Annotated in this window: 20 protein-coding genes and 1 pseudogene; 13 read left to right on the top strand and 8 right to left on the bottom strand. The window is 75.5% G+C overall.

Going from position 1 to position 20583, the window contains the following annotated elements; translation table 11 throughout:
* Positions 1–235: 235 nt before the first annotated feature.
* On the top strand, positions 236–1195 hold the full coding sequence (locus ACZ6CZ_RS01100; protein WP_469012767.1) for a D-2-hydroxyacid dehydrogenase family protein: 960 nt from the start codon (positions 236–238) through the stop codon (positions 1193–1195).
* A gap of 181 nt (positions 1196–1376) precedes the next feature.
* Positions 1377–1649 carry a chaplin gene (locus tag ACZ6CZ_RS01095; protein WP_469012763.1) on the top strand — a complete coding sequence of 91 codons (273 nt, stop codon included), beginning with the start codon at positions 1377–1379 and terminating at the stop codon, positions 1647–1649.
* A gap of 82 nt (positions 1650–1731) precedes the next feature.
* Here ACZ6CZ_RS01095 and ACZ6CZ_RS01090 read toward each other — a convergent pair whose 3' ends face one another.
* From ACZ6CZ_RS01090 to ACZ6CZ_RS01070, 5 genes are all read right to left on the bottom strand, one after another.
* Positions 1732–2598 carry a tyrosinase family protein gene (locus tag ACZ6CZ_RS01090; RefSeq protein WP_469012759.1) on the bottom strand — a complete coding sequence of 289 codons (867 nt, stop codon included), beginning with the start codon at positions 2596–2598 and terminating at the stop codon, positions 1732–1734.
* Positions 2582–3142: a tyrosinase family oxidase copper chaperone gene (locus ACZ6CZ_RS01085; RefSeq protein WP_469012755.1), complete on the bottom strand. Its 561-nt coding sequence runs from the start codon at positions 3140–3142 to the stop codon at positions 2582–2584. The genes ACZ6CZ_RS01090 and ACZ6CZ_RS01085 overlap by 17 nt, the downstream gene beginning before the upstream one ends.
* 259 nt (positions 3143–3401) lie before the next feature.
* Positions 3402–3698, bottom strand: a complete 297-nt coding sequence (locus ACZ6CZ_RS01080) for a hypothetical protein (protein WP_469012750.1) — start codon at positions 3696–3698, stop codon at positions 3402–3404.
* Between the two features lie 148 nt (positions 3699–3846).
* Positions 3847–4485 (bottom strand): hypothetical protein, encoded by a 639-nt coding sequence (locus ACZ6CZ_RS01075; RefSeq protein WP_469012747.1) that lies wholly within the window; start codon positions 4483–4485, stop codon positions 3847–3849.
* A 251-nt stretch (positions 4486–4736) separates the two neighbouring features.
* Entirely contained in the window at positions 4737–4976 is a 240-nt protein-coding gene (locus tag ACZ6CZ_RS01070; protein WP_469012743.1) for a chaplin, read from the bottom strand.
* Positions 4977–5573: 597 nt separating this feature from the next.
* Between ACZ6CZ_RS01070 and ACZ6CZ_RS01065 the strand changes: the two genes are divergently transcribed.
* The 8 genes from ACZ6CZ_RS01065 to ACZ6CZ_RS01030 are packed head-to-tail and all read left to right on the top strand — an operon-like array spanning position 5574 to position 15013.
* On the top strand, positions 5574–6734 hold the full coding sequence (locus ACZ6CZ_RS01065) for a glycosyltransferase family 4 protein (RefSeq protein WP_469012738.1): 1161 nt from the start codon (positions 5574–5576) through the stop codon (positions 6732–6734).
* On the top strand, positions 6731–8149 hold the full coding sequence (locus ACZ6CZ_RS01060; protein WP_469012733.1) for an exopolysaccharide biosynthesis polyprenyl glycosylphosphotransferase: 1419 nt from the start codon (positions 6731–6733) through the stop codon (positions 8147–8149). Before ACZ6CZ_RS01065 ends, ACZ6CZ_RS01060 begins: the two co-directional genes overlap by 4 nt.
* Positions 8150–8152: 3 nt before the next feature.
* Positions 8153–9517: an O-antigen ligase family protein gene (locus ACZ6CZ_RS01055; RefSeq protein ID WP_469012730.1), complete on the top strand. Its 1365-nt coding sequence runs from the start codon at positions 8153–8155 to the stop codon at positions 9515–9517.
* Entirely contained in the window at positions 9508–11346 is a 1839-nt protein-coding gene (murJ, locus tag ACZ6CZ_RS01050) for a murein biosynthesis integral membrane protein MurJ (RefSeq protein ID WP_469012724.1), read from the top strand. Before ACZ6CZ_RS01055 ends, murJ begins: the two co-directional genes overlap by 10 nt.
* The gene (locus tag ACZ6CZ_RS01045; RefSeq protein WP_469012721.1) at positions 11330–12097 is read left to right on the top strand and encodes a polysaccharide deacetylase family protein; all 768 of its coding nucleotides are present in this window, start codon (positions 11330–11332) and stop codon (positions 12095–12097) included. The genes murJ and ACZ6CZ_RS01045 overlap by 17 nt, the downstream gene beginning before the upstream one ends.
* Entirely contained in the window at positions 12097–13254 is a 1158-nt protein-coding gene (locus ACZ6CZ_RS01040) for a glycosyltransferase (RefSeq protein WP_469012718.1), read from the top strand. The genes ACZ6CZ_RS01045 and ACZ6CZ_RS01040 overlap by 1 nt, the downstream gene beginning before the upstream one ends.
* Positions 13251–13907 carry a YveK family protein gene (locus ACZ6CZ_RS01035; RefSeq protein ID WP_469012715.1) on the top strand — a complete coding sequence of 219 codons (657 nt, stop codon included), beginning with the start codon at positions 13251–13253 and terminating at the stop codon, positions 13905–13907. The genes ACZ6CZ_RS01040 and ACZ6CZ_RS01035 overlap by 4 nt, the downstream gene beginning before the upstream one ends.
* Positions 13904–15013: a GNAT family N-acetyltransferase gene (locus ACZ6CZ_RS01030; protein WP_469012713.1), complete on the top strand. Its 1110-nt coding sequence runs from the start codon at positions 13904–13906 to the stop codon at positions 15011–15013. The genes ACZ6CZ_RS01035 and ACZ6CZ_RS01030 overlap by 4 nt, the downstream gene beginning before the upstream one ends.
* On the opposite strand, the gene ACZ6CZ_RS01025 is transcribed toward ACZ6CZ_RS01030, so the two are convergent.
* A complete protein-coding gene (locus ACZ6CZ_RS01025; RefSeq protein ID WP_469012711.1) occupies positions 15010–16362 on the bottom strand; it encodes a glycoside hydrolase family 26 protein in 1353 nt (450 codons plus the stop codon). The genes ACZ6CZ_RS01030 and ACZ6CZ_RS01025 overlap by 4 nt on opposite strands.
* 189 nt (positions 16363–16551) lie before the next feature.
* Here ACZ6CZ_RS01025 and ACZ6CZ_RS01020 point away from each other — a divergent pair, with 189 nt between their 5' ends.
* Both ACZ6CZ_RS01020 and ACZ6CZ_RS01015 read left to right on the top strand, forming a co-directional pair.
* Positions 16552–17829, top strand: a complete 1278-nt coding sequence (locus tag ACZ6CZ_RS01020; protein ID WP_469012709.1) for a carboxylate--amine ligase — start codon at positions 16552–16554, stop codon at positions 17827–17829.
* Positions 17826–19094, top strand: coding sequence for an FAD-dependent oxidoreductase (locus tag ACZ6CZ_RS01015; RefSeq protein ID WP_469012706.1), 1269 nt, complete (start codon positions 17826–17828; stop codon positions 19092–19094). Before ACZ6CZ_RS01020 ends, ACZ6CZ_RS01015 begins: the two co-directional genes overlap by 4 nt.
* Positions 19095–19460: 366 nt before the next feature.
* On the opposite strand, the gene ACZ6CZ_RS01010 is transcribed toward ACZ6CZ_RS01015, so the two are convergent.
* Positions 19461–19967 carry a chaplin gene (locus tag ACZ6CZ_RS01010; RefSeq protein WP_469012702.1) on the bottom strand — a complete coding sequence of 169 codons (507 nt, stop codon included), beginning with the start codon at positions 19965–19967 and terminating at the stop codon, positions 19461–19463.
* 122 nt (positions 19968–20089) lie between these two features.
* Entirely contained in the window at positions 20090–20317 is a 228-nt protein-coding gene (chpD, locus tag ACZ6CZ_RS01005) for a chaplin ChpD (RefSeq protein ID WP_469012698.1), read from the bottom strand.
* A 180-nt stretch (positions 20318–20497) separates the two neighbouring features.
* On the opposite strand from chpD, the pseudogene ACZ6CZ_RS01000 reads away from it, so the two are divergent.
* Positions 20498–20578: pseudogene (locus tag ACZ6CZ_RS01000) on the top strand (rodlin); the annotation flags it as partial.
* Between the last annotated feature and the right edge of the window lie 5 nt (positions 20579–20583).

The following is a 20583-nucleotide window of genomic DNA, read 5'->3' as shown; positions in this document are numbered from 1 at the left end:
CGAGCAGTAGCGGAGAGCAGGCTTCGGGAACCACACCGACGCCGTGCCGTGCCGTGCTGTGCCGTGCCGTGCCGCGTGATCCCCGGGGCGCCGGGAATTGCCCGACCGCCCCCGCTGACCTGCCGGTACAGTCACCGCTCGGAAGCGACCGAGGACAGCCGGGGACAGCCGGGAGCCCCGGAGAGCGCCGGGGAGCGCCGGGGGCGACCGGGTCGGCCGGGGAACGGAGAGGTGTATGCGACTGCGCTGCGCGGTGCTCGACGACTTGCAGGGTGTGGCGACCGAGTTGGCCGACTGGTCGGCTGTGGACGGGGAGGTGGAGGTCGTCGCGCTCCGGGAGCACATCGCCGGGGAGGACGCTCTCGCCGCCGCCCTCGCCGGGTTCGACATCGTCATGACCCTGCGCGAGCGCGTCCCCTTCCCCGCCTCGCTGCTCGCCCGCCTGCCCCGGCTGCGACTGCTGGTCGCCACCGGGATGCGCAACAGCGTCATCGACTACGCCGCCGCCGAGGCGCAGGGGATCACCGTGTGCGGCACGGAGAGTTCGCCGTACCCTCCGGTCGAGCTGACCTGGGCGCTGCTGCTGGGCCTGGCCCGGGGCATCGTCGAGGAGAGCACCGCCCTGCGCTCGGGCGGCCCGTGGCAGTCCACCGTGGGCGCCGACCTGCACGGCCGCCGGCTGGGGCTGCTCGGGCTCGGCAAGATCGGCGGCCGGGTCGCCCAGGTGGGGCTCGCCTTCGGCATGCGGGTGAGCGCCTGGAGCCGCAACCTCACCGCGGAGCGTGCCCAGGAGGTGGGCGTCGAGGCGGCGTCCAGCAAGGAGGAGCTGCTGGCCACCAGCGACTTCGTCTCCGTGCACCTGGCCCTCGGCGACCGCACCCGCGGCCTGGTCGGCGCCGCCGAACTGGCCCTGATGAAGCCGACCGCCTACCTCGTCAACACCTCCCGCGCGGCCATCGTCGACCAGGACGCCCTGCTGGCCGCGCTCCACGAGGGCCGCATCGCGGGCGCGGGCGTCGACGTCTTCGACGTCGAGCCGCTTCCCGCCGGCCACCCGATGCGCAGCGCGCCCCGCCTCCTCGCCACCCCTCACCTCGGATACGTGTCGCGGGCCACCTACGCGACGTACTACGGCCAGGCGGTGGAGGACATCCGTGCCTACCTGGACGGTTCCCCGGTCCGGCGACTGCCCTGACGCCGGCGTCCGGGGCTCCCCCGGCACCCGGGTCCGGCGGCTGCCGCGGCGTGCCGGACCTGCCGCGATGAAAGAGTGATCCCCCCGTGCTCACCGTGACCAGCCCACCGCACCGGCGTTGAACGGGAAGTGCGGCGGCTGGTCCTGCCGTCGCGCTCCTCGAGCAACGAAGGAGAACGTGATGTCTCGCATCGCGAAGGCAGCCGCCATCGCTGTCGGCACGGGTGCCGTGGTGATGAGCGGAGCCGGCCTGGCCATGGCCGACGCGGACGCGCACGGCGCGGCCGTCGGCTCGCCCGGCGTGCTGTCCGGCAACGTGATCCAGGTGCCGGTCCACGTGCCGGTCAACCTGTGCGGAAACACCGTGAACGTGATCGGCGCGCTGAACCCCGCCTTCGGCAACACCTGCATCAACGACGGCGGGCACGACAAGGACGGCGGCTACGGGAACTGATCCCTGCGCCATCCCCACGGCAGAGCCCCGGCACCCTGAGCGCCGGGGCTCTGCCCGTGTCCGTCCGTCACCGGTGCCTCCGTCAGGCGTACCGGTAGACGTGGCCGACGTCCTCCAGCTCGTCCGGGGTCACGTCCCACGGCGGCAGCCGCTGGTGCCGGGCGACGATCCGGTCGTGCTGGGCGCTGCCCCGCCCCGGCGGGCTCGCCGGCAGGTAGCGGTGGCTGCGGTGGCGCTGCTGCCAGCGGTACCACTGGAGGTCGAGGAAGGCGTGGTGCAGCCAGAACACCGGGTCGTTGACGGAGGCCCCGCCGAGCATCGCCCCGCCGACCCAGCGGTGCACGCGGTTGTGGTTGTGCCAGGAGGCGCTGCCCCGGCCGGTCCCCCAGCCCTCCAGCTTGTTGCGGAAGCCCCGGGTGACGGTCGAGTCCCACGGTGAGACGTCGTAGACGGGGTCGGACAGGGCCCACTCGAGTTCGCTGCGGGTGGGCAGCTGGATCGGTGAGCGGGAGCGGCCCAGGTCCCGGGTGAGGAACTCGCCGTCCGTGATGCCCTCGGTGAGGGTCCAGCGGCCCTCGCCGAAGGCGAACGGCCCGGTGGTCACCTGCCGGTCACCGGGTCGCCCGGTGCCGCCGAGCAGGTCCCGCGTCCACGGCACGGACGTCTTCGAACGGTCCCGCGTCCAGTCCCAGTACGGCACGGTCACCGACGGGTCCACGCGGCGCAGCGCCCCCTCCAGCTCCAGCAGGAACCTGCGGTGCCAGGGCAGGAAGGAGGGCGCCATGTGGGCCGTACGCAGGCCGGTCTCGCCGTCGGCGGTGTAGTGGTCGATGTGCATCCGCACGAACTCGTCGTACCGGCCCCGCTTCTTGACCTCCAGCAGCGCGTCGACGAAGCGGCGCCGCTCGCTGCGGGTGAGGGTGCTGACGTCCTTACGCACGTACGCCATGCCGGCCCCCCGTCTCCCCCGCACCCGCCATGGACCCGGCCGGCGGCAGGTGCCCGGTGTGGGGCGCGTGGCCGGCGGGTCCGGGGTCCTCGCGCAGCCGGCGGCCGGGGCCGATCTCGTCGACGGCGGCGCGGGCCGCCGCCAGCGGGGTGGGGTACGAGCTGTAGTGGTCGACCATGCTGAACCAGCTGCCGTCGGCCCGCCGCATCAGGTGCAGCGGGCGGCCGTCCACGGTGACCTGCCAGTGGTCGCCGCCGGTGGCGCCGCGCGCGGTGGCGACCGGCGAGCCCTGGATACGGCGGCCCCGGTAGGTCTCGTCGAAGGAGGCGCCCGCCGCGGTCCCCGCCAGGGCGCCTGCCGGGCGCGGGTGCGCGGGGCGGGAGGCGGCCACGACGGGGGCCAGGGCCAGCACGGTCAGGGCGGCGAACAGCCCCCGCGACACGTCCCGCCGACCGAGCCCGGCCGCTCTCGCCGCCCCGGATCTCCCCCACCGCGCCGCCTCCGCTTCCGTTCCCGCTGTCACGCCACCGATACCGACGGCCATCGCTCACTCCTCGTCCGGGATGGGTTGTCCGCATCCGTAACCGTCCGGCGGCGCACTCGGTCACCGTCGGACGACCGTCGAGGTGACGGCGGTGCGCGCGCGTGGCCCGCAACGGGTCGCGAGTCGGCGGTCTTCGCGGACACGACGAGGGAAGCGGCCTCGAACACGCCGGGAGCCGGCGCCGCGGTGTGCGGTACCGGCCCTCGGGCGGGGATCCGGACGCCGGCCCGGCCGGGCGTGGGCGCCGTGGCCGCGGACGTCAGCTCCGCACGGGGAGGCCGCCGAGCAGCGGGTTGTGCTGGTTGAGGGTGGTGGTCGCACCCTTGACCGTGCTGAGGGCGGAGGCCTTGTTCTCCGTGTCGAGCGCGTTCGACTGGTGTTGCAGGGGCATCAGGTCGCCCACGTTGAGGTGGCCCTCGGAGAGCGTGTTCGCGGCGCCGTTGAGGCTGGTGGGCGTGAGGTCGGCGGTGCCGTGAGCGGCGGCGAACGCGGGCGCGGTGACGCCGGCGAGAGCCACGGCACCGGCAACGACAGCGGCGGCCTTCAGGGGCTTCATCGTGTTCCTTTCTTCGGCAACTCGCGTCACCGCAGGGATTGCTGACGCCCTGCTCAACGAGATCCGGGCGAACCGGAAACCCCGGTCGCAGAAGACATATGAGATCCCGGACGGCTGGGTCACGTCACCTTCGCCCACGCCGCCCCGGTCACGCCGTCGGCACGGTGGCCGTGGCCAGGGCGCTGTCGAGCGCGCTGGAGGTGATCCGGTCGATCAGGTCGGTGACGGCATCGCTGAAGGAAGTGAGCGCCTGGTCGGTGCTGCCGGAGGTGAGGGATGCGATGAGGTCGTCGATGGCCTGATCGAGCGCGGTGAGCAGATCCGAGAGCGGGTCACGGGCCGGCAGCGCCCTGCTCGCCTGCCCCGTCCGACTCGCCTTGCCGTCCTGAGCGCCCTTCGCGAGCGCGACCACGGAGGCGGCGGAGGCCACGGAGGCCGCCGAAGCAGCCGAGCCCGGGGCGGCCGCGGGGGCCGGGATCGAGGCGTCGAGCTTCGCGGTGGCGTCCGTCACGAACTGGAGGAGCTGCCGCGCCCGCTCGGGGCTGAGCTGACCGCGGTTCAGGGCCTCACCGATCGCGTCGACCACCGCGTCCAGGTCTCCCACGACCGTGGCCCGGAATGCCCGGGCGGTCCGCGTGTCCGTGCCGGGAACGCGGGCGGAGGAGACCGCGTGGACGCGCTCCCGGGCCGGGCCGGCGGTGGCGGAAGCGGCGGGGCCGGTGACGGCGACCAGGAGACCGGCGCAGAGAGCGGTGGACGCGACACGCCGTGCGGGCAGACCGGGCATGGGAGTTCCTTTCGACGATCGGCTGAGCTTGAGCCCACCGTCGGATCACCGGTCACCCCGTGCAACCGCGCGGAGGCCGCAGGTGACCACAGACCTACCCCATCCGCGCCAATCGTGCCTGATGAGCGGCCCAGCGGGACGCACGCGTCCGGCGCGCGGGGGTCCCGGCCGTTCGGGGCACGGCACACGACCGGCCGCCCGCCCGCGGGGAAACCGCGGCCGGGCGGCCGGTCGGAAAAACGCCTTCCGCGTCAGTCGTTGACGCAGGTGTTGGCGAACGCCGGGTTCAGCAGCCCGATGACGTCGACGGTGTTGCCGCAGACGTTGACCGGCACGTGGACGGGAACCTGAATGACGTTGCCCGACACGACACCCGGCGACTTGGCGGCGACGCCGTGCGCGTCACTGTCGGCGGCGGCCAGACCGGCGCCACCGGCGACGGCCGCGACGGCGGCAGAGGTCAGGACCAGGCCCTTCGCGATACGCGACATGGAGAAGTGCTCCTTGAAATCGACACAGACATGCGGGCGGGATGCCCGGTGCTGTGTCAACGCGGCGGTGGCCCCGCGGGTTGTGCCGCCAATGGGGTGAATGCCGCCGGAGACCGCCTTCACCCTTCCGACACACGTGCCCGATATATCCAAATTGATGCGCAAAATAGCTAGAGTGCGAGCCTTGTAAGGCTCCCGTACAGCCGGCCGGCCGAGTGCGCTCCCGCCGCCTCCGCCCACGGCAGACCCCGAAGGACATCCGGTCATGCGCCACCCCCTGCCCTCACCGCGCCACCCGGCGCCGGGTGCCCGCACCCGCTGCGCGCCACCCTTCCCCGGTGGTGCGCGGGCCGCCGCGGCCCCCGCCCCGCAGGCGGCCCGGCGGGTGCCGAAGCCCGCCGGCGCGCCGGACGAGGGGCCGGAACCGGCCGATCCCGGCACGGGTCCACGGCGAGGTGGTGACCAGCCGGCCCGCCGGCTCGTTGCCCACCGGGACACGGCGCGGACCGGCGCACGTTCCGTCGCTGCCGACGCACAGGAGTGAAGCCGGTCCGGGCCGCGGTACCGAGCGCCCCCCTTGAGCGAGGAAGCCCGCGCATGCACCAGTCACCCCCCGTCCCCCGGACGCGGGTCCTGCACCTCGCCCAGCCCGTCGACGGCGGTGTGGCCAGGGTGGTCATGGATCTGGCGCGGGCCCAGCTCGGCGCGGGACTGCACGTCACGGCCGCCTGTCCCGGCGGTGAACTGGCCGCCGGACTCACCCGGCTGGGCGCCGACGTACGGCCGTGGCGGGCCGGCCGGTCACCGGGTCCGGGCCTCGCCGGAGAGGTGCGGCGGCTCGTTCACCTGATCGACGAGGTACGGCCCGAACTGGTGCACGCCCACAGCGCGAAGGCCGGTCTGGCCGCGCGTCTGGCCGTGCGCGGGCGCATTCCGACGGTGTACCAGCCGCACGCCTGGTCGTTCGAGGCGGTCGGCGGCGTCACCGGGGCGCTCGCGCTGCGGTGGGAGCGCTGGGGCGCGCGGTGGGCCGCCCGGGTGGTCTGCGTCAGCGACGCGGAACGGGCGACCGGCGAGCGCGCCGGGGTGCGGGCCGCTGTCACCGTCGTCCCCAACGGCATCGACCCCCGGCGGTTCGCCCCCGTCCCCGTCCCCGCCGCCCGGGCCGCCCTGGGCATCGGCCCGGCTGTACCGCTGGTGGTGTGCGTCGGACGGCTGTGCCGGCAGAAGGGGCAGGACGTGCTGCTGTGCGCCTGGGACGACGTCCTGGCCGCGGTGCCCGACGCCCGGCTGGTGCTGGTCGGCGACGGCCCCGACCGCGAGGCGCTGCGCCGGCGGGCCCCCGCGTCCGTGCTGTTCGCGGGTGCCGTCACCGACGCCGCGCCCTGGTACCGGGCGGCCGACCTGGTGGTGCTGCCCTCGCGCTGGGAGGGCATGGCGCTGGCGCCGCTGGAGGCGATGTCCTGCGGCCGGCCGGTGGTGCTCACCGACGTCGACGGCGCCCGCGAGAGCCTGCCGCCCGGCCTCGCCGCGCACTGCCTGGTCCCGCCGGAGAACCCGGCGGCGCTGGCCCGGGCCGTCACCGGGCTGCTGCTCGACACGCCGCTGCGCGCCCGCCTCGGCGGCCAGGGGCGCCGGCACGTCCTGTCCACGCACGACGTGCGGCACACCGCCCAGGCGGTCGCGGACCTCTACCGCGAACTCCTCGGTGCGCGAGCGTCCGTGCCCTCCGAGAACAGGGAGTTCCCTCACTCGTGACTGCGGAAAGCACCGTTCCCTCCCCCGGCGCGCGACCACGGGGCCACGGCTCGCCCGTCTCGGTCCTGCCGCCGCGCACTCCCGGCGGTGTCCGGTTCCCGATGCGGCGGCCGCCCGTGCGGCCCGCCTCGCCGGTGCCGCTGCTCACCGCCGACCTGATCGCCGCGCTGCTGGGCACGGTGGCGCTGGGCGCGGACGCGCGCCACCCGCTGGTGGTGGCCGTCCTGGTGTCCGGCGCGCTGCTGCTGCGCCCGCGCTCCGCGCGGCCCGTGCCCGGCGTGCTCGACGAACTGCCCCTGCTGTGCGGCCGCATCGCGGTGGCCTGGCTGGGTCTGGCCGCGCTGCTGGCCGCCTGGGACCCCGACCGCGCGCTCGGCGCCCGCACCCTGCTGCTGGGCTGGGCACTGCACTCGGCGGCGGCCTGCGCCACCCGCGGCGCCGTACGCCGGCACCGAAGGCTGGCGCTGCTGCGCCGCCCGAGCGCCGCCCTCGTCATCGGCCCCGCGGCGACGGCCCAGCGGGTCGCGGCCGCGGTCCTCAGACATCCGGGCTGCGGGGTACGGCCGGTCGGGATCGTGGCCGGGCACCCGGAGGACACCGGCGGACTGCCCGTCCTGACCACGCACGAGCAGGTCGAACGGGCGCTCATCCAGAACGGGGTGCGGGCCGTGCTGACCGTGGACCCGGCCGTGCGCACCGAACAGGGCCCGCTGCTGCGGGAGCTGGCCGAGGCGGGCTGCGTGGTGTGGGAGGTCGACGCGGACGGGCCGGCGTACGAGGTGCGCGAGCAGCTCGCCGGGTTCTCCTGCCGGCGGCTGGAGACGGGCTCGCCGCGGCCCGGTGGCGCGGCCAAGCGGGCGCTGGACGTGGTGGTGTCCGGGGCGCTGCTGGCGCTGGCCGGCCCGCTGCTGCTGGTGTGCGCGGCGGTGCTCCGCCTCACCGGCGGACCCGGGGTGGTGTTCCGGCAGGAGCGCATCGGCAAGGACGGGCAGCCCTTCACGCTGCTGAAGCTGCGGACGCACCGCCCGGTCGACGAGCACGAGGCGGCCACCCGCTGGAGCGTCGCCGGGGAACGCCGCATGAGCCCCTTCTGCCGCTTCCTGCGGCAGACCTCGCTGGATGAACTGCTCCAGCTGTGGAACGTCTTCCGGGGCGACATGAGCCTGGTCGGTCCGCGCCCCGAACGGCCCTACTTCGTCACCCAGTTCAGCCAGACCTACCCCGGTTACGCGGCCCGCCACCGGGTGCCGACCGGGATCACCGGGCTCGCCCAGATCCACGGGCTGCGCGGCGACACCTCCATCGAGGACCGGGCCCGCTTCGACAACGCCTACATCGACAACTGGTCGCTGTGGCAGGACGTCTGCATCCTGCTGCGTACCGCGGCCGCGGTCGTACGTCCCACGGGGAGCTGACGGATGAACCCGGCCTCACCGCCGCGCTGTCCGCCGCGGCCGTCCCCGGTGCTGCCGGTGGCCGCCGTGCTCGCCCTGCTGGCGCTGCCGCTGCCGTCCGGCGGTGACGGCGGGGCCGGACCGGCGGACGCCCTGTCCGCGCTGGTCGTCGGCTACTGCGCGGTGCGGCTGCTGCGCGGGCGGCGGCGCCCGCTGTCCGCGCGGGCCGCCGTGATCCTCGGGCTGCCCGTGCTGGGCACGGCCGTCGCCGCGATGGGCGCCGTGGCGCCGGGCGAGGGGCTCACCGGGCTCGGCCGCTACCTCCAGGTCTTCGTGCTGGTCCCGGCCGCCGTGGTGCTGCTGGTCCGCGGCCGGGGCGACTTCCGGCTGCTGGCCTGGGCGCTGGTGGGCCTGGCCGGCTGGCAGGGCGCGCTCGGCGTGCACCAGTACGTCACCGGGACCGGCGCCTCCTACCAGGGCGAGGACATCCGCGCGGTCGGCACCTTCGGGGCGCAGGACGTGATGGGCATGGCGACGGTGGTGTCGTTCGGTCTGGTGTGCGCGGTCGGCCTGGCGCTCGGCCGGTCCGCGCCGCGCCCGCGGGCGGTGGCGGCCGCCTGCGCCCTCGGTCTGCTCCTGCCGCTGGCGCTGTCGTTCAGCCGGGGCGCCTGGATCGCGACCGCCGTGACCGTCACCGTGCAGCTGGCGCTGTCCGGACCGCGCCGGGCCCTGCGGGTGGCGGCGGCCGCGGTGGCGGCCGGGGTGGTGCTGGTCGGCGGTCTCGGGGTGGGTACGGCGATGCTCCAGGAGCGGATCAGCAGCATCACCCAGGTCAGCGACGCCCCCGACCGGTCGGTGACCGACCGGTACACCATGTGGGCGGCGGCGACCGGCATGTGGCGCGAACACCCGCTCACCGGGGTCGGGCTGAAGGGCTTCCCCGAGTACCGGGACGGACACGCCTCGCTCGCGCTGTCCTCGGGCAGCGACACGGGGGGCGCGGGCTCGGCCTTCCGCAGGCAGCCGCTGCTGTCCCCGCACAACATGTACCTGCTGGTGCTCGGCGAGCAGGGCCTCATCGGCCTGCTCGCCCTCGCGGGCAGCTGGCTGGCGCTGCTGTTGTGCGCGCTGCGGGGACTGTGGCTGGCCCGGCGGTCGGGGCACGGCACGGACTGCGCCCTCGCCGCCTGCGGGCTGCTCGTCTGGCAGCTGGTCGACTTCGCCTACGCCGACATCGGCGGTCCGTCCACCGTGCTGACCGCCGTCGTCCTCGGGCTGGCCGCCTGGTGGTCGCTGGCGGACGGCACCGGGCCCGAGGGCGCGGGCACGGTGTCGCTCCGCACCGGCGCCGCCCACGGAAGCAGGGAGGCCACCGCCCCATGCCGATGACACCGTCCCGCAGCCCGCTCGGCCCCCGGCCGGGGGGCGACGACCCGGCACCGGCCTCGGCCTCTGTGCCGGGACCCCCGCCCGGACCCGCGCCGCTGCCCGTGCCCGCGCCGTCACCGGCGGCCGAACCGCTGCCGGCCCCGGTCACCGCCGCGGTCCCGGTGACCGGCGCCCCCGCGCCCGTACGCGCGGCGGACACACCGCCGGCAGCCGTGCCTCCGGCAGAGGCACCCCCGCCCGACGGAAGGGGTGCCGGGCAGGCTCAACCCGGGAGCCGGATCCTGGCGAAGGCGGCCCTGGTCACCGCCGCCCTGTCGATCGCGGGGTCGGTGCTCGGTCTGCTGCGGGACCAGTCGCTGGCCCGGCTGTTCGGGGCCGGACGGGACACCGACGCCTTCCTGGTGGCCTGGACCGTCCCGGAGTTCGCGGCCACGCTGCTGATCGAGGACGGGCTGGCCTTCGCCCTGATCCCGGCGTTCAGCGTGGCGCTGGCCCGCCGCGCCCGGGGTACCGGCGGCGACCCGGTCCGCGACCTGGTGGCGGGCACGCTGCCCCGGCTGGCGCTGGCGTTCGCGGCGGTGGGCGCGCTGCTGGCCGCGGGCGCCCCGCAGCTCGTCGGGGTCCTCGCACCCGGCCTCCCCGACCCCGCCCTCGCCGTCGGCTGCACCCGGCTCACCGCCACCTGCGTGCTGACCTTCGGGCTCGCCGGATACTGCAGCGCGGCGCTGCGGGCCCACCGCCGCTTCTTCGCCCCGGCGGCGATCTACGTCGCCTACAACGCCGGCATCATCGCGGCGATGCTCGCGTTCGGCGGCCGCCTGGGGGTGCGGTCGGCGGCGGTCGGCGTGGCGGCGGGCGGCTGTCTGATGGTCCTGGTCCAGGTGCCCTCGCTGCTGCGGCAGCTGCGGCGCCGGACGCCGGACCCGGCCGTGCGCAGCGCGCCCGGCGCGGCCCGGCCGATGGACGTTGCGCTGCTGGCCACCGTGCTGCTGTTCGCGCTGTGCCGCCAGTCCCAGGTGCTGATCGAACGGTTCCTCGCCTCGCGGCTGCCCGCCGGAGCCATCTCGCACCTGAACTACGCGCAGAAGGTGGCCCAGATCCCGATGACGCTGTCGATGATGGTGTGCACGGTCACCTTCCCGGTGGTGGCGCGGGCGCTGGCCGACGGCGACACCGAGCGGGCCCGCTCCCGGGTCGAGCGGGACCTGGTACTCGCCTCCGGTCTGGTGCTGCTCGGCGCCGCCGCGGTGCTGGCCTGCGCCCCGCAGCTCGTCGAACTCCTCTTCCAGCGGGGGGCGTTCACCGCGCGGGACACCTCGGCGACCGCGGCCGTGATGCGGGTCTACACGGTCGGTCTGCTCGGCCAGACGCTGACGGGCGTGTGCGTGCGCTCCTACTTCTCGGCGGCCCGCCCCACCTGGTACCCGGTGTGCGCCATGGCCGGCGGGATCGCCGTCACCTGGGGGATCGGTGTCTGGACGGTGGGCCCGTGGGGTGTCGCCGGCATCGCCGCCGCCAACGCCACCGGCATCACCGTCACCGCCGGGCTGCTCCTCGGCGGCATGGGGCCGCGCAGTGTGCCGGTCGGCGTCCGCCGGGTGCTCGGCGAGCTGAGCCGGCCGCTGGGGGCGGCCGTGGCCGCGGCGTCGGCCGGGGCGTTCGCCGCGAGCCGCCTCACGGCGCCGGCGGCGGGACTGGCCGCCGGGGGCTCGACGGTGACGGCCGTGTTCGTCCTGACCGGCTGGGCCCTGGACGCGCAGGGCTTCCGACCCGCACTCCGTTCCGTACGCACCCACACCCGAAGGCTCGCCCATGCCATCCACCGTTGAACCCGTCGAACCTCCCGCCCCCGCCCCGGCGCGGGCCGCCGGTTCCGTCCCCTGGGTGGCCATGTACCACTCGGTGGGCGACTGCTCCGACGACCCGTACCGCATCACCGTCACCCCCGAGCGGCTCGACCGGCAGCTGGGCTGGCTGCACGGCCGCGGGCTGCGGGGCGTGTCCGTCGCCCGGCTGCTGACCGCCCTCGCCCGGGGAGAGGGCCGGGACCTGGTGGGGCTCACCTTCGACGACGGGTACGCCGACTTCGTCGACAACGCGCTGCCGGTGCTGGCCCGCTGGGGCTGCGGCGCCACCCTGTTCGTGCTGCCCGGTCGGCTCGGCGGCCACAACACCTGGGATCCGTGCGGCCCGCGCAAGCCGCTGCTCACCGCCGACGGCATCCGGCGGGCCGCCGAGGCGGGCGTCGAGATCGGCTCGCACGGCCTGACCCACCTGGACCTGACCCGGGCGGACGACGCCACGTTGCACGCCGAGACCGCCGGCAGCCGGGCCCTGCTGGAGGAGCTGACCGGCGTCCGCGTCGACGGCTTCTGCTATCCCTACGGCACGCTCGACCGGCGCACCGTCGACGCCGTACGGGACGCCGGGTACGGCTACGCGTGCGCCATCGACCCCGGCCCGCTCGGCGGCGTCCACGCCCTGCCCCGGGTGCACGTCGGCCAGGACGACACCGCCGTACGGCTGTTCCTGAAGTACCGGCTGCACCGGCTGCGCCGCCGTCCCGTCGAGGGGCTGTGATGCGGGCGTTGCACGTCATCACCGGGCTCGGCGTGGGCGGCGCCGAGCAACAGCTGCGTCTGCTGCTGCGCCATCTGCCGGTCGACTGCGACGTGGTCACGCTGACCAACCCCGGTCCGGTCGCCGAGGGCCTGGCCGCCGACGGGGTGCGGGTCGTCCACCTCGGCATGCGGGGCAACCGCGACCTGACCGCGCTGCCCCGCCTGGTCCGGCTCGTCCGGCGCGGCCGCTACGACCTGGTGCACACCCACCTGTACCGGGCCTGTGTGTACGGCCGGGTCGCCGCCCGGCTGGCCGGGGTGCGGGCGGTCGTCGCCACGGAGCACTCCCTCGGCGACTCCCAGCTGGAGGGCCGCGCGCTGACGCCGGGGGTGCGCGCGCTGTACCTGGCCGGGGAGCGGCTGGGCCGGGCCACCGTGGCCGTCTCGCCCACGGTCGCCGAGCGGCTGCACCGCTGGGGTGTGCCCGGGCCGCGGGTGGCGGTGGTGCCCAACGGCATCGACCTGGTCCGCTTCCGCTTCGATCCGGAGCGACGGCTGCACACCCGGGCCCGGCTCGGGCTGCCCGCGGACGCGTTCGTGATCGGCGGCGTCGGCCGGCTCGCCCCCGGCAAGCGGTTCGACGTGCTGATCGACGCCCTGGCCGCACTGCCCGGGGACTGCCGGCTGCTGCTGGTCGGCGGCGGCGCCGAGGAGGGCGCCCTGCGCCGCACCGCGCACCGGGCCGGGGTGGCGGACCGGGTGCTCTTCACCGGGGAGTGCCCGTACACGGGCGACGGCGGGTCCGGACCGGACCTGCCGTCGCTGACGGCTGCCATGGACGTGCTCGCCTCGCCGTCGCCCGAGGAGGCCTTCGGCCTGGCGGTGGTGGAGGCGCTGGCCGCCGGGCTGCCCGTGCGCTACGCCTCCTGCCCGGCCGTCGAGGACCTGCCGGCCGCCGCCGCCCCGGACGCCCTGCGGGTCCGCGGCGGCGCCGGGGCCTACGCGGCGGCGCTCGCCGAGGTCCGGGCCGCCGGCCCCGGCGACCGCACGGCCGCGGAGGCCGCCCGCCGTTACTGCATCACCCGCAGTGCCGCCCAGCTGATGGACATCTACACGGCGGCACTGGCCCCACACGTCCCATCGTCCCGAGCCCCTCAGGGAGCCAGCCCGTCATGACCGAGAATCCCACCCGGCCCCACCGCCAGCCCCGCATCTCCCGCGTCCGTTCGCTGCCGCCCTGGTCGCTGGTGGCGGCCGGGGTCCTGGTGGGCGGGGCGCTGGGCGGCGCGTACGGGGGGCTGAAGGCGCCGACGTACACGGCCACCAGCTATGTCATCGCCGTGCCCACCGAGCGGTCCGACACCGCCTCGGCGCTCGGTTTCGCGCAGGCCTACGGCCGGGTCGCCACGCAGCTCGCGGTGCTCGGGGACGCGCAGGTGTGGGCGGGTGTGCCGGTGCGGACACTGCAGCGCGACGTGCGGACGGCGACCTCGCCGGACGCGCCGATGGTCGCCGTGTCGGCCACCTCCGACCGCCCGGCCCGGGCCGCGGACATGGCCAACGCGGTCGCCCGTTCCCTGACCCGGCACGCCGCCGACGTGAAGGCCGACACGCACGTGGAACTGCTGCAGTTCTCCCGCGCGGTGCGGCCCACCGAGCCGACCTCGGCGTCCGCCGGGGTCACCGCCCTGGTGGGGGCGAGCGCCGGCGGCCTGCTCGGCGCCCTCGCACTGCTGGTACGGCCCCGGCGCTCGGAGCAGGACGAGTCCGCGCGGCCCGCGTCGGTGCCCGGCCCCGCCGTCGCCGCCGACGCCCACGGACAGCTGTGACGGCGACGTACACCGCGCGCGGCGCGTTCGTCACCGAGGTCGTCGGCGACGAGGACGCCTTCGCCGCCCTCGCCCCGGCCTGGGAGCGGCTGTACCGCGGCTGCGCGGCGGCCACCCCGTTCCAGAGCCACGCCTGGCTGCACTCCTGGTGGCTGTCCTACGGGGGCCCGGGACGGCTGCGGCTGCTGCTGGTCCGGCGGGGCGATGACCTGGTGGCCGCGGCGCCGCTGATGCGGGCCCGCCGCCCGCTGCCCGTGCTGGTGCCGCTCGGCGGCGCCATCTCCGACTACGGGGACGTGCTCCTGGACGACGCCGACGACGGGCGGGCGGCCACCGCCCTCACCGGGGCGCTGTGGGAGGCGGCCCGCACCGCGCTGATCGACCTGCGCGAGGTGCGGCCGGGCGGCGCGGCCGAGCGGGTCTACGACCACTGGCGCGGGCCGCGCCGGGCGGTGCCGGACTCGCTGTGCCTGGAGCTGCCCGCCCTGCCGATGGACGGGCTGGTGGCCCGGCTGCCGTCGAACAAGGCCCAGCGGGTGCGGGCCAAGCTGCGCAGGCTCGGCACGCTCGGCGTGCGGCGGCGGGTGGTCCGGCCTGAGGAGACGGGCGAGGCGCTGCACCGGCTGCTGGAACTGCACCGGTTGCAGTGGCAGGGGCGGAAGGTGACCACCGAGCACCTGCGGCCGCGTTTCCGTGAGCATCTGGTGCGCTCGGTCGGTGCCATGGCGCGCTCCGGCGACGCCGTGGTCACCGAGTTCCGGATGGACGACGAGGTCGTGGCCGTCGACCTGACCCTGCTCTCCCCCGGCCTGGGCGGCGGCTACCTGTACGGCGCCCACCCGCGGCTGCGGGAGCGCAAGGCGGACGTGGCCGCGATGCTGCTGGACGCCTGCACCCAGCACCTCGGCGGGCGGGGGGTGCTGAGCCTGTTGCGCGGCGACGAGCCGTACAAGCACCACTGGCGCCCCGAGCCGGTCGTGAACCGGCGGCTGCTGCTGGCCCGGCGGCGCACCGCCCCGCTGCTGTCGGCCGCACTGAGCGACGCGGCGGCACGGCAATGGGGACGGGAGGTGCTGCACCGGTGGAACGAGCGCGGTCAGGGCTAGGACAGGGACACGACCTGGGGGCGCGACGGGCCCCGGGTGCCGTGCACGTACCAGTCGAGGCGCAGGCAGAGCTTTCCGCCGATCCAGTGCTCGACCCAGGCATCGAGGGCCAGCGGCGAGCAGCTGACGGGCTGCGGGAGCGGTGTCGGCTGCACGGGCGCGCTCGGGACCGGGGTGGGCGTCGGCGTGGCCGGGTCCTCGACGCGGCCGGAGAGCACGGCGCGGTAGATGCGGGACGCCTTGGGGTTGGCCGAGCACTGCCACACGCCGTGCGGGCAGTAGTCGGTCAGCGTGTTGTACAGCGGCCGGTGCTCGTCCATCCAGGCGAGCATGCGGCGCATGTACTCGGCGTTGTCGCCGTTGCGGAACAGTCCCCATTCCGGGTAGGAGACGGGCTTGCCGTGGGCCTTGGCGAAGTCCACGTGCTGCTGGAGGCCGTAGGGCTCGCTCACCTGCTGGTCGAAGGTGAGTCCGGCCGGCTGGTCGTAGGAGTCCATGCCGATGATGTCGACGGTGGCGTCCCCCGGGTAGCACTGCGTCCAGGGGACGGCGTCCCGGCCGCGGCTCGGTGCGAAGTCGAAGCGGAACCTCTGGCCCGGCACCGCACGCATGGTGGTGACGATCCTGTTCCAGTACGTCTTCCAGGCCTCCGGGTCCGGTCCGCAGCGGTGCGTGTAAGTGATGCCGTTCATCTCCCAGCCCAGCACGACGACCGTGTCCGGCACCCCCAGCCCCACCAGCCGCTCGGCCAGCGCCCGGAAGTGCTGGTCGAACCGGCCCGCGGCGCCCTGCCGCAGCAGCTCCCGCACCGCGGCGTCGGGGACGCCCTCCTCGTTGCGCTCCTGCATGGGCACGTTGAGCACCAGCGTCCGGCCGGCCTTCTCGCGCCGCCAGCGGGCCCAGACGTCGAGGAAGCCGGGCCGTCCCTCGATGTCGCGCCAGCGGTCGCCGGGCAGGTAGGTGTGGCCGACCGTGGGTTCGGCACCGCCCAGCCAGCGGCCGAGTTCGGCGATGCGGGCCACGCCCAGGGGACCGGAGTCCAGGAAGGCCCCGAACGGTACGGGCCCCTGCGCCGGGGCCGACGGCGTGGGTGCGGCGGGCGTGGCCGGGGAGACCGCGGGCGCCGGGGTGACGGGTGCGAGGGTCTGCGGGGCCGGGGTCGCGGGTGGTGGCGCCGGGGTCGCGGGCGCACCGGACGCGGAGGCGACCGGCGAGGGGACGGGAGGCGCGGCGGCCCCGGTCCCCCCCACCGCGAACCCGGGTCCGGCCGCGAGGGCGGTCGCGGCGACGACGGCCGCCGCGACCACGGCCGGCCGCCCTGTTCGGACCCTTCGCTGCTGTGCTGCCATGCCTGCTCCCTTGTCCGCCCACCGTTCCGGTCCGAGATGTCCCGGATGTCGCAAGCTGCTGACGTCCAGTCATATCAGCAATCAGTCATATCAATATGAATTTCGCCGTGCGCTTGCGGCTTTCAGGGGTCCCCGGACCCCCGCACGAGTGAACCGACCCCAGTCCCATCGATCAGAAGGAAACAGCGCGTGTCACTGCTAGACGTCCGGGTCCCCGCGGTACTGCTGCGGATCGACCGGAATCCCTTCCACCACGGCACCCTCGGCGCCGTGCGCTCGCTCGGCCGGGCCGGGGCCGAGGTGCACCTGGTCGCCGACGCCTGCGGCAGCCCCGTGCACCGGTCCCGCTTCGTCCGCCGGACCCACGCCCCGCCCCCGCCCGGCGCGTCCTGCGCCGACATCGCGGCCACGCTGCACCGGGTGGCGGCGCGCATCGCCCGCCCGGCGGTACTGATCCCGATGGACGACGCCGGCGCCATCGCCGTCGGACGGCTGCGCGCCGACCTCGCCCCGGCCTTCCTGCTGCCGCGGCAGCCCGGCACCCTGCCCGAACGCGTCGCCGACAAGCGGGAACTGGCCGAGCTGTGCGCCGTCGCCGGGATCCCGCACCCGGTCACGCTGGCCCCGGACAGCGCCGAGCAGGCCGCGGCGGCCGTCCGGCGGCTGGGCCTGCCGGTGGTGGCCAAGTGGAGCAGGCCCTGGCTGGTGCCGCCCGGCCGCGGGCTGCGCAGCACGGTCGTGGTGCGCTCCGCCCAAGAGGCGCGGGAGCTGTTCGAGCGGGCGGCGGAGGCGGGCAGCGCCCTGCTGTTCCAGTCGTTCCTGCCGCCCGGCCCGGACCGCGACTGGTTCTTCCACGGGTACGCCGACCGCACCGGCGCGGTGCTCGCCGGTGGCGCCGGCCGCAAGCAGCGGGCCTGGCCGCGCGGCGCCGGCCTGACCGCGGTCGGCCGCTGGACGCCCAACCCGCAGGTGCGGGCCCTCGCCGAGCGGCTCACCGGCGAGCTGGGCTACCGGGGCATCTTCGACCTGGACTTCCGGCGCTGCGCCACCAGCGGCCGCTACCACCTGCTCGACTTCAACCCGCGCCCGGGCGCCCAGTTCCGGCTGTTCGCCGACGGCGCGGGCCTGGACGTCGTACGCGCGCTGCACCTGGACCTGACCAACCGTCCGCTGCCGGACGGGATGCCGCTGCCCGGGCGGGCGTTCGTGGTGGAGAACTACGCGCCGCTGAGCGCGCTGCGCCCGTGGCAGCAGGGGCGGGAGCTGGCCTGGCACGCGGCCGACGACCCGGCGCCCGGCCGGGCGATGTGGGGGCTGTGGTGCCGCCATGTGACCGGCCGGCTGGCCGAGCGTGTCCGCCGGCAGGCGGGCCGGCCGGCCGCGCTCCCCGCACCGCGCAGAACCGACTTCCAACCGGCCGGCGGCACCGGCCCCCGCGACGACAAGGAAGCGAACAGCTACAGATGACCGATCTTCTGGTGGTGGGCGCGGGCCCGTACGGCCTGTCCATCGCGTCACACGCCGCGGCCGCCGGGCTGGACGTGCGCGTCCTCGGCCGCCCGATGGCGTCCTGGCGGGATCACATGCCCCGCGGCATGTTCCTGAAGTCGGAGCCGTGGGCCTCAAACCTCTCCGACCCCGGCGACCGCTGGCGGCTCGACGTGTACTGCGCCGGGCAGGGACGGTCGGCCAGGCACGGCGAACCCCTCCCGCTGGAGGTCTTCACCGAGTACGGACTGTGGTTCGCCCGCAACGCCGTGCCGCCCGTCGACGAGCGGACGGTGACCCGGATCGCACGGTGCCCCGGCGGCTTCGAGGCGGTCACCGAGGACGGGGAGACGCTGACCGCGCGGACGGTCGCGCTGGCCGTGGGCGTCCTGCCGTTCGCCGAGATCCCCGCCGCGCTGCGCGGACTGCACCCGGACCTGGTCTCGCACAGCTGCCACCACGCCGCTCTCGACCGGTTCCGGGGCCGGGACGTCACCGTGATCGGCGGTGGTCAGGCGGCACTGGAGACGGCCGCGCTCCTCGCCGAACAGGGCACCCGGGTACGGGTGCTGGCCCGCGCCGAACGGCTGTGCTGGAACGACCTGCCCCCGCACCGGGTGCGCTCCTGGTGGCATGCGGCCCGCTCCCCGCACAGCGGCCTCGGCCCCGGCTGGCGCAACTGGTTCTACTCCGAGCGGCCCGGTTTGTACCGGCGGCTGCCGGAGCCGACCCGGACACGCATCGCGGCGTCGGCACTGGGCCCGGCGGGCGCCTGGTGGCTGCGCGAGCGGGTGGAGCGCGGGGTGGAGGTGATTCCGGGTCACGAGGTCACGACGGCCCGTGCGGTACCGGGCGGGCTGCGCCTGGAGACGGTGGACCGGGCGGGCGGCACCCGCACGCTGGAGACCGGGCACGTCATCGCGGCCACGGGCTTCCGGGCCACGCTCGACCGGCTCGGCCTGCTCTCCCCCGGCCTGCGGGCCGGCCTGCGCACGAGCGCGGACGGCGCACCGGAGGTGGGGAGGGAGTTCGAGTCGTCGTGCCCCGGCCTCTTCCTGGCCGGTCTGCTCACGGCCCCGGGCTTCGGGCCGGCGATGCGTTTCGTCCACGGCGCCGGCTTCACGGCGGGCACGCTGGTGCGGGGGGTACGGCGGCGGCTGCGCGCGGACCCGGCGGCCGAGCGCTTCCCTGCGGGCCGTGTCCCGACGGACCACCGGGAGGTCCCGGCCGCGGCACGGCCGTGAACCCCTGTCGGCGAGGGCACGGGTGCGGGTGCCGGCACCCGACCTGATCCGAACCACGGGACCGGTGGAGGCTGGGTCGTGTGCGCGAAGCGGCGCCGGGCGTCGCGAGCCAGACGGGACCTGTGCGGACACAACCCGGTGCTGTGGCCGGAAAGGTTCGCCGAGAAGCTCGCGGCGTCCGGTTGCCGGGGGCACCTCCCGCGCCTTTCGGGCAGGGGGGAGCATCGCACGGCGGAGGAGGGCGCCATGGCGCAGCCATGGCGCCCGGCGACAACGCGGCGGTGGGGGTACCTCCAGCTCGAGCGAAGCCGAGAGTGGGGGAGCGGCACCGGGCCCGCGAGCCCGGCCTGATCCAGACGAAGGACCCTAGCGGTGCCGTGCCGTCCGGCCTCGCCGGTAGAGGAGCACGCCGCCCGCGATCAGCGCGGCACTGGCCGCCGAGGTCGCCAGCAGCCCCTCGCTGCCGGTGTGCGGCAGAGTGGGCGGCGTACCGGGGTGCTCGCCACCGTACCCGGGGGTGTCCTCGCCGTAGCCCGGGGTCGCGCCGGAACGGGTGTCGGGGGCGTGGCCCGACTGGCTGGAGTCGCCGTGCGGGGTGTCGTGCACGCGGTCGTCCCGGCGCTCGCCGGGCGAGCCGTGGGCGCAGGCGTTGCCGAACGCCGGGTTCAGCGCCGCGGCCGCATCGACGGAGTTGCCGCACACGTTGACCGGGACGTCCACCGGCGCGGACACGGAGTTGCCGGACAGCACGCCGGCCGATCCGTGGGCGTCGCCGTGCGCGCCCGAGTCGGCCATCGCCGAACCGCTGTACAGGGAGAGCACTCCGGTCGCGGCGGCGGCCACGGCCATTCCCCTGCTGAGAGTCTGTCGCACTCTCGTTGCCTTCCTGCTTGAGAAGAGGGGAGGCCGGTCCCGAACCCTCCGATCACACCGATCAGCGGTCCGGGGCCGGCCGTCACACAGCCTGAGCGGCTGGTGCGTTGCGACAACCGTCGTCAGTCGTTGACGCAGACGTTGCCGAAGGCGGGGTTGAGCAGGGCGATGACGTTCACCGTGTTGCCGCAGACGTTGACCGGCACGTGGACCGGGACCTGGATCACGTTGCCGGAGAGGACACCCGGAGAACCGACGGCCGTGCCGTTGGCTCCGGCGTCGGCGAAGGCGGGCGCGGCCCCGCCCAGAGCCAGGATCGCACCCGCGACGACAGCAGCGCTCTTCTTCATGGACTTTCCCTTCTTTGCGGTCATGCCCTGTGACGGCCGAAACCGAGCGAGCACAGCTTGGACGGCTCGCACCATGACCGGCAGGCTGTGAAACGAGTGATAGACAGAAGAAGAAACTGCGGGAGGCGCGCCGCCGCGCATTTCACTCGAACGCCTCCCTGGAATTGACCTGATCCGCGCCAGGCCAAGGGCGACGAAGCGCTCTCGCACATCCTGGACGACATCTCCGCCCTGTCCGGCAACGGCGCCGGCAACGGCTGAGCACG

This window comes from Streptomyces sp. NPDC041135 (genome assembly GCF_055592085.1).
The sequence above is the reverse complement of the archived record's forward strand: the minus strand, read 5'-3'. Positions and strand labels throughout refer to the sequence as shown.